This is a genomic window from Streptomyces sp. ID05-39B, from assembly GCF_033794725.1.
In the GTDB taxonomy this organism is placed as follows: Bacteria; Actinomycetota; Actinomycetes; order Streptomycetales; family Streptomycetaceae; genus Streptomyces; species Streptomyces bobili.
In genome coordinates this window covers 1-6,211 of the sequence record NZ_JARGEF010000354.1, presented here as the reverse complement: position 1 = coordinate 6,211, position 6,211 = coordinate 1, and the positions used below count along the sequence as shown (strand labels likewise).

The following is a 6,211-nucleotide window of genomic DNA, read 5'->3' as shown; positions in this document are numbered from 1 at the left end:
ACAGGTCACGTTCGGCCATGCGGCGGCGCCCGCTCCGGGACCACCCGTGCCGCCTCGGGTGCGTCGGGAACGGACGGCGCCGCCGCGTCGAACGTGACGGGATCGGTGAACCTCCGCGACCGTTCGGCGGCACGGTCACCGGCTTCCGCCCCCAAGCCCTCGCCCTCCTCCAGTGGCTCGGGCCGGCCCGGTCCGGGTTCCGGGTCCGCGTCCGCGACGGGCGGCTCCGGCACGGGCGCCACCCCGACGCCGGGCTCCTTGCCGCCCACGCCCACCTCCCACACCCCCCGGCCCGCGGCCCGGTCCACCTCCCGGGCCGCCGCCCGTCGCGCGGCGATGGCGCGCGGCGGGAGTGGGCGCACGTCCCAGGCCGCCGCCTCACGCCGCCCACGGCGTCACCCCGTCATCACGATGCTCCTCTGCGCGTTCTGCGCGCTGATCGCCGCACTGTGCATCGCCCGGTACGTCCTGGGCTGGATCTGACCCCCACCCGCACACCCGCCGTCCCGCATCCGTGCCGGCACGGAAAGACCCGCCGGCACAGAAAGAGAAGAGAACATGTCCGAACACACCGAGGAAGCGGTGGACTTCACCGCCTTCAAGACCAAGGGCCTGCCGGCCTACCTGGTCCTGGACACCTCCACATCGATGAAACCGTACGAGCGGCTGCTCAACGAGACACTGTTGACGATCTACGACACCCTCTACACCACCCCTCAACTGTCGGAGTTCATCCATCTGTCGGTGGTCTCGTTCAACACGATGCCGCACGTGGTGGCGTCGATGACGGACATCGAGGCGCTGGAGTCCCTGCCCACGGTCAGCTGCGGCGGCTGGACCAACGTGGGGCCGATGTGCGAACTGCTGAGGGCCCGGATCACCGAGGACGTCAGCGCCCTGGCCGGGGACGGAGTCCAGGTTTTGAGGCCCGTCGTGTTCCTGCTGACCGACGGACTGCCCACCGACAAGCCGTCCGGCGCGTGGAAGCAGCACCTGGACGCGCTCCAGGACCGCTCCTGGAAGCCCTGGCCGCACATCATCACCTACGGTTTCGGTGACGCCAGCGAGTCGGTCCTGAGCACCATCGCGACCGCGGCCGCGTACATCGCGGAGGACCCCGGTGGCGACAACGGTGAGGCCCTCTCTCAGGCCATGAGCAGCCTGCTCAACTCCCTGGTGGCGTCGGCTCGGGCGCAGAGTCTCCAGGTGCCGGAGGAGGTGGCGGGCTACCGCACGCTTCCGACCGACTACGTCAGCTGAGACCGGGCGGGCACCGGTCCACGGTGCCCGCCGCCGTACGGAGAGGACGGACGGGCCGGACGGGGCGGGCCCGTCGGGCCCGACGGCAGGCCGTCATGGCCGGGCGCGACTCATCCGACCACCGACGCCCTCACACAGAGCACGTCCGGCAGGTGCGAGGCCACCTGCCGCCAGGTGTCGCCGTCGTCGGCCGAGGCGAACACCTCGCCGTTGCGGTTGCCGAAGTACACGCCGGCCGGGTCCGCGTCGTCCGTGCAGAGCGCGTCGCGCAGCACGGTGCCGTAGTGGTCCTCCTGTGGCAGGCCGGCCGTGAGGGGCTGCCAGCTCTTGCCCGCGTCGGAGGTCCGGTAGATCCGGCAGCGGTGGTCGGCGGGCACGCGGTCCGCGTCGGCGTTGATCGGGAAAACGTAGGCCGTGTCCCCGCGGTGGGGGTGCGCGGCGACGGCGAAGCCGAAGGTGGACGGCAGGCCGGCGCCGATGTCGCTCCAGTGCGCGCCCGCGTCGTCGCTGCGGTACACGCCCCAGTGGTTCTGCAGGTACAGCCGGTCCGGGTTCGCCGCGTCCCGCGCGACCTTGTGCACGCACTGGCCGAACTCCGGGTTCGGATCGGGCAGGAACACCGCGGAGACACCGGAGTTGGAGGGGGCCCAGCTGGCGCCGCCGTCGGCGGTGCGGAACACGCCGGCCGTCGACACGGCCACCGTCACCGCCCGCGGGTCCCGCTCGTCGGTGAGCACCGTGTGCAGGCCCTCGCCGCCTCCTCCCGGCACCCATTGGGAGCGCGTCGGATGCTCCCACAGCGGGCGGACCAGGTCGAAGCTCTCCCCGCGGTCCTCGGAGCGGTACAGCGCGGCCGGTTCCGTGCCCGCATACACCACGTCCGGCTCGCCCGCCGCCGGGTGCAGTTGCCACACCCGCTCCAGCGAAGCCTGTGTGTCCTGGGGGAACTTGACGGCCGGCTTCGCCGGTTCGGTCCAGGTGCGGCCGAGGTCGTCGGAGTGGAACACCGACGGGCCCCAGTGGGCGCTGTCCCCGCCCGCGAGGAGCCGGGGGCGGTCGCCACGGGTGTCGATCGCGACCGAATAGATCGCCTGTGCGTTGAAGTAGGGGGATTCGTCGAACTCCCATGTGGCCCCGCGCCTGCGCCCGATGAACAGACCTTTGCGCGTGCCCACGGCGAGCAGTACCTCGGTCATGCCGGTCTCCTCCACTGTGTTGTGACGTCCTTGTCGCAACCACCGGCCAGTCTGCACCCAGCCACTGACAGTCACCCCTGGGACGGGCATCGCCGCAGGTCACAGCGGCGACGACGGGGCGGGACCGCAAGGTGTCGGCCACCTTGCCGCAGGGGACCCGCACGGCGGCCCGGTCCGTGGCACCGTCGGGACGCAGGACTCGTCCTGAGCATCCGGACCGCCGGACCCGTATGGGAGGGAGGCCGGGATGTTCATGCGCTCATGAGGAGGCGGCCTTCGATGGCGTTCCGTGGTCCGAGGGTGTGGCTGTGGCGTTGGCGGCGCAACCCGCTCAAGCGGCGCTCCGACACGGTGGAGGCCTGGGTCGTGCTCGGCGCCTGGACGCTCACCGTCCTGTGCGGGGCACTGGCCGGCTGGACCGCCGCCCGGTCCGTCGAACAGAGTCTGGCCCGCGAGCGCGTCGAGTGGCGGCCGGTCGCCGGCCGGCTGACCGAGCGGGCGCCGGGAAAGCCCACCGTCCGTTCCAGTGAGCGGGTCTGGGCCGAGGTCGGCTGGACCGGGCCCGACGGCTCCGCGCACACCGGTCACGCCAGGGTCGTCCCGGGCAGTGCCGTCGGTACCACGGTGACGGTGTGGACGGATCGCCGGGGCCGCATGGTCACGGAGCCTGCCACCGCCGCCCAGGCCAGGGTGCGGGCGATGCTCGTGGGTGGCCTGGCGGGCGTCACGGTGGCGGCCCTGCCGCTGGCCGGCTGCCGGTACGTGCGCGGTCGGATGGAGCGCCGCCGGATGGACCGGTGGGGTGTGGAGTGGGCCCTCTTCGACGCGGTGCGGGGGCGGTCGACGGGCTGAGCGGGGGCCTTGGGCCGTCGGTGTCAGGAGCGGGCCTCGGCCGCTGCCTCGAGGTCGCTCAGCCAGGTCTCCAGACCCCGGCCGCGAGCGGCGGTGGCGGTGGGTACGTCCGATCGGGCGGGACGGCGGCGCGCTACGGGTTGAGCACGACCTTTCCGGCGACGGTTCCGGACTCGGCCAGCCGCAGGGCGTCGGCGACGCGCGCGAGCGGCAGCTGGGCGGCGATCTGGGCGGTGACCTCGCCGCGCTGGAGGGCGGTGAAGACCTGTGTGAGGTCGGCGCGCAGCCGGGCCCGGAAGCGGTCGCGGGACAGGGCGCGCCCGGCCCACACGTTGAAGAAGCAGGCGTGGCGCCGGTTGGGCAGGGCGTTCCACAGCCATACCCGGCCGAGCAGTCTGAGCACGGGCAGCTGACCGGACCCCTCGTCGTCGCGGGTGGAGGCGCTGCCGTAGGAGACGAGCGTGCCGCCCGGGGCGAGAAGGCGCCAGGAGTCGACGATGCCGGGGCCGCCGACGTGGTCGAACACGGCGTCCACCCCGCCGGGGGCGAGGGCGCGCACGCGCGCGGGGATGTCGTCGGTGCGGTAGTCGACGGGTTCCACGCCCTTCTCCTGCAGTGCGTCGTGGTGGCGGGCGGAGGCCGTGCCGATCACCTGGGCGCCCGCCGCCCGTGCGAGCTGGACCAGTACCGATCCGACGCCGCCGTTGGCCCCGTGCACCAGCACGGTCTGGCCGGCGCGGACCCGTGCCTTGCGGTGCAGCATCTGCCAGGCGGTGATGCCGTTGACCACCAGGGTCTCGGCCTCCGCGGCGCCCACCCCGGCGGGCACCGGCACCACGTCGGCCGCGTCGACGAGGACGTGGCTGGCCCAGCCGCCGACCTTGACGAGCGCGGCCACCCGGGCGCCGGTGAGGCCGGGCTCGACGCCCGGGCCGGCCGCGAGGACGGTGCCGACGAGGTCGTAGCCGGGCACGAAGGGGAACGGCGGCTGGTCGTAGTACCGGCCGCGGCGCATCTGCTGCTCGGCGAAGGAGACGCCGGTCGCCTCCATCCGGATGACGACCTGTCCGGCGCCCGGGGTGGGCACGGTGCCGTGCCGGAGCTGGAGTCCGTCGGGCTCGACCTTGCCCGGCAGAACGACCTCGACGAGTTCTTCGGCGTTCACGATGACCTCCATGGGCCCACTGAGTTACGTACTTTCGCGTCCGTTATAAGTTGTAACTCAGTGCCGATTGGAGTGTCAATAGTTTCCGTGACAACCTCTAACTGAAAGCCTCCCTCTAGCTGACGGGCGGCAGCGCCCGCCCCAGGATCCCGTCGAGGTCGGCGCTGTCGGGCAGGGTGCCGAAGGAGTGCCCCCAGTCGCCGTCGAGCCGGGTCGCGCAGAACGCGTCGGCGACCGCGGGCGGGGCGTGCCGGACCAGCAGGGACGCCTGGAGGGTCAGCGCCATCCGCTCCACGAGCCGACGGGCCCCGGACTGCGTGACCTCGCCCAGCCCGGACCTGAGCCGGGCCACGGCCGCGTCCAGCCGGGCGTCCGCCCCGTGCGCCAGGGCGAGTTCGGCGAAGAAGGCGTCCGCGGTGGCGGGTTCACGGGTCAGCGCCCGCAGCACGTCGAGGGCGTTGACGTTGCCCGAGCCCTCCCAGATCGACAGCAGGGGAGCCTCGCGGTAGTGCCGGGGCATGCCCGACTCCTCCACGTAGCCGTTGCCGCCGAGGCATTCCAGCGCCTCCGCGGTGAAGGCCGGTCCCCGCTTGGTCACCCAGTACTTGCCGACGGCCGTCGCGATCCGCCGGAAGGCCCGCTCGTCCTGCGGGCCGTCGGCTCCGCGCACCGCCCGGTCGGCGGCCCCGGCCAGCCGCAGGGTGAGCGTCGTCGCGGCCTCGGACTCCAGCGCCAGGTCCGCCAGGACGTTGCGCATCAGCGGCTGGCCGAGCAGCCGCGCGCCGAACGCGCCGCGGTGGCGCGCGTGATGGCCGGCCTCGACGAGCGTCTTGCGCATCAGGGCCGCCGACATCATCACGCAGTCCAGGCGCGTGCAGTTGACCATCTCGATGATCGTCTTCACGCCCTGGCCCTCGGGCCCGACCAGCCAGGCCACCGTCCCGTCGAACTCCGGCTCGGAGGACGCGTTGGAGCGGTTGCCGAGCTTGTCCTTGAGCCGCTGGATGCGGAAGGGGTTGCGGGTGCCGTCGGGCAGCACGCGCGGCACCAGAAAGCAGGACAGGCCGTGCGGGGCCTGGGCGAGGACCAGGAACACGTCGCACATCGGCGCCGAGGTGAACCACTTGTGGCCGCGCAGGGTGTACATCCCGGGTTCGGCGGTGGGCGTGGCCGTCGTGGTGTTCGTCCGGACGTCCGATCCGCCCTGCTTCTCGGTCATCCCCATGCCGGCGAGCAGCCCGCGCTTCTGGGTCGGCACCCGCAGCCCCGGGTCGTACTCGCGGCTGGTCAGCAGGGGCTCGTACACCTTCGCCAGCTCCGGCTGGCGGCGCAGGGCGGGGACGGCGGCGTACGTCATCGAGGTGGGGCAGCCGTGGCCGGCCTCCGTGTGCCCCCACACCAGGCCGCCGGCCGTGCGGGCCACATGGGCGCCGGGCCGGCCGTCCGCCCAGGGTGCCCCGGCGATGCCCTCGGCGACCGCCACCCGCATCAGCTCGTGCCAGGAGGGGTGGAAGTCGACCTCGTCGACGCGGTGGCCGTACCGGTCGTGCGTGCGCAGTACCGGCTCGTGCCGGTTGGCCAGCTCGCCCCACTCCTGCGCCTCGGGACCGCCGGCCCGCAGCCCGAGCCGGCGCAGGCCGGACTCCGCCCACCCGGCGCCCTCGCGCCGCAGCCCCTCCAGCAGGGCCACGTCGTCGGAGGCGTCGTACGGGGTCAGGGGCGGGGGCTGGTTGGTGAC

The 6,211-nt window shown here is 73.2% G+C and carries 5 protein-coding genes and 1 pseudogene; 3 read left to right on the top strand and 3 right to left on the bottom strand.

Features of this window, described 5'->3' with window-relative positions:
* Together P1P75_RS38750 and P1P75_RS38745 are read left to right on the top strand one after the other, a co-directional pair.
* Nucleotides 1-483 (top strand): annotated as a pseudogene (locus P1P75_RS38750) (hypothetical protein); the annotation flags it as partial.
* Between the two features lie 75 nt (nt 484-558).
* Nucleotides 559-1,260, top strand: coding sequence for a VWA domain-containing protein (locus tag P1P75_RS38745; RefSeq protein ID WP_319264231.1), 702 nt, complete (start codon nt 559-561; stop codon nt 1,258-1,260).
* Between the two features lie 110 nt (nt 1,261-1,370).
* Here P1P75_RS38745 and P1P75_RS38740 read toward each other — a convergent pair whose 3' ends face one another.
* Nucleotides 1,371-2,456, bottom strand: a complete 1,086-nt coding sequence (locus tag P1P75_RS38740; RefSeq protein ID WP_319264229.1) for an exo-alpha-sialidase — start codon at nt 2,454-2,456, stop codon at nt 1,371-1,373.
* A 279-nt stretch (nt 2,457-2,735) separates the two neighbouring features.
* Between P1P75_RS38740 and P1P75_RS38735 the strand changes: the two genes are divergently transcribed.
* A complete protein-coding gene (locus P1P75_RS38735) occupies nt 2,736-3,308 on the top strand; it encodes a hypothetical protein (protein ID WP_319264228.1) in 573 nt (190 codons plus the stop codon).
* A 133-nt stretch (nt 3,309-3,441) separates the two neighbouring features.
* Here the strand turns inward: P1P75_RS38735 and P1P75_RS38730 are convergent, their stop codons facing one another.
* Together P1P75_RS38730 and P1P75_RS38725 are read right to left on the bottom strand one after the other, a co-directional pair.
* The gene (locus P1P75_RS38730; RefSeq protein ID WP_319264227.1) at nt 3,442-4,485 is read right to left on the bottom strand and encodes a medium chain dehydrogenase/reductase family protein; all 1,044 of its coding nucleotides are present in this window, start codon (nt 4,483-4,485) and stop codon (nt 3,442-3,444) included.
* A 103-nt stretch (nt 4,486-4,588) separates the two neighbouring features.
* Nucleotides 4,589-6,211: acyl-CoA dehydrogenase family protein (locus P1P75_RS38725; RefSeq protein WP_319264225.1), on the bottom strand; the 1,623-nt coding region annotated here is incomplete at its 5' end.